The sequence below is a fragment of the Vibrio sp. V19_P1S1T109 genome, from assembly GCF_002241375.1.
Lineage (GTDB): Bacteria > Pseudomonadota > Gammaproteobacteria > Enterobacterales > Vibrionaceae > Vibrio > Vibrio anguillarum.
This window is the reverse complement of record NZ_NDIM01000259.1, coordinates 1-2294: the sequence shown is the minus strand read 5'-3', so window position 1 is coordinate 2294 and position 2294 is coordinate 1. Positions and strand designations below refer to the sequence as shown.

Sequence of the window (2294 nt, the reverse complement as noted above, 5' to 3'; positions counted from 1 at the left end):
CAATATAATTGCCCTTCATCCAAAGCAGAAGAAACCCAAACGAGAGGAGCATTCCAATTAATCGTGATCTCATTAAACGACCATGCATTAATGTTATCTCTATAACAGGTTTGGCCAACACACTGCCCCTTCAATGTCGCAGCGACTGGATCACTGTAACTCACTGAGTTGGGTCCACCCACTAGTGCGCCAGGTGCTGGAGCTGGTGACTTTTCATCCGCAGCATGTGCCCAAAAACGGTGATGTGGACTTTTAGCCGCATTGGTACCGTAACCTGTAATATAAGACAGGTTCATTGGGTTCGCGCCTAGTAAGTAATCCATCGCATTTGCAGCCGCTTTTACATACTTAATATCGCCGGTGAAATCATTCGCATAGATTAAGAAGATAGCTCTATTTACAAAACTCGAGTTCGATCCCCATGGATACTCTTCTACCGTGTAGGGAATATGATAACCCTCGTTATTAATCTGGCCCACAAAGTTATCAGAGGTTGCGATTAAGTTTTTCCTTGCAACTTTAATTTGATCCTCACCCAATCCATTAGGCACAACAGCCAAGCTTATTGTTGCTAGAGGCGCTGTATACCCCCAGAACATTTCACCATCAGCTTCAATGTTACCTTTTGGTGTCTCTAGATAATGAGGAGAAGCTTTCAGTGCTTTAAGGTACTTGCTGTCACCTGTGGTGATATACAGTTCACTTGCAGCCCAGTAGAACTCGTCTGAAAGCTCTTTATCATCATATGGGCCCGACCCTGTGAAGTTATCATAGGCAAGAATATGAGGATTTTTGCTCGCGGCTTCCCAAGCCTCTTGCGCCGCATTCAAACAGTTTTTTGAGAACGCAGGATCAATCTCTTTCCAAATTCGCGCACATTGAGCACCAATTGCTGACAAGTTCAACGTAGCCGCAGTGGTTGGATAACCCACATATCGCTTTTGGGTGTCCATATGAGGTGGCAGTGGCATACCTGTCCAAGCTTCATCAGCAACTTTATGGAAAGCCATACCTTTTGCGTCAATCTTAGTCAGTTTAAGTGTTTTGTCTTCAGACTGGTCACCGACAGGAACCGCTACAGGTTGGTCACTATGGATCTGCATTGCCAATATAAATTCGATATTCCAACGAGCCTCAGACAACAAAGGATTAACGCCATTTCCAGCTTCTGGAATTTTCACTTTCCCTTCTGCAAAAGGAATTGGTGCGTTATCTAGCCATTTACCTCTTTCAAACAGGTTCAAAAGAGTCCAAGTCGAGATACCGCTGTTAACCGTATACTTACCATGGTCGCCAGCGTCATACCAACCGCCGGTTACATCGACAGAAAAATCACAACCTGGCCATTTATTACCCCAGCTGTCCGTCTTATTAAAACAGGTAACCACATCGCTCATATGACCGCCGGGACGCGCTAGATCGTCACGCTGTACCAGAGCCTTATCAATCTCAATACCACTACGGTTTTGGTAGAAGTAAGACAATGCATCGTACTTCAACTGATTGTAGATATCTTTGCTAATGCTAAATGGCAAGCTCTCGTCTTCACCGACTTTTACTTTCAAGCCACTCATATCTGATCTGTAGTTCGATAGGTCAATACGGTGAATAAACTCGCCTGATGCCTTATTAAGACCAAAGATTTCCGTTTTACCTAAATCGACATTGATATTGCTGTTGTTTGTTAGCACCCACTTTAAGGGCTCTTTAGATTCATTCGCGACAAATACAAACTTATCTGCTTGAGGAAGGTAACCGACTTGGTTAGCACGAACAGAATTTATCTTCAGCTCTTCAATGTATTTCTCACCGACGACTGAAATATTGCTAACGCATACGGTTCCCTTTTTCTGGGCGCCCATTTGAAACTGGAACTCAGTTTTAGCATCGCTTTCAACATCATGGCTGAACTTAAACTTATAGCTCTTCTTCTTCAGTGAGACTTTTGTATCATCCACAAAATAGTTGGTATAAGGAGGACCTTCATGCTGAATAAGCGTTCTCATTTGAGTATCAACGGTTGCATAAGCATCAAATGAAACTTCATAATCTGCTTTGTTTGCCAACCCCATCCCGCTCTGTCCTAAAATCACATTCCAAGGATTCTCTCCTGGACTTCTAATCTCAAGACATGCTTCGCCATTTTTGATTTTTACATCTGCACCAGCATTCCACCAACCATCCATGTTCCCGTTAAATTTGCCGTTCTTAATTTGCTCATTTGCATAAGCAGAACACGATGAAAGAATGAGTATTGTTGCCAATGATAGTTTGAACTTATGCATATTTACTCC

1 protein-coding gene is annotated in these 2294 nt (G+C 43.0%); it reads right to left on the bottom strand.

The annotated features are described in order from the left end of the window. The coding region (locus B9J87_RS12960; protein ID WP_094151082.1) for a glycoside hydrolase family 9 protein at positions 1-2285 on the bottom strand (2285 nt) is incomplete at its 3' end. Between the last annotated feature and the right edge of the window lie 9 nt (positions 2286-2294).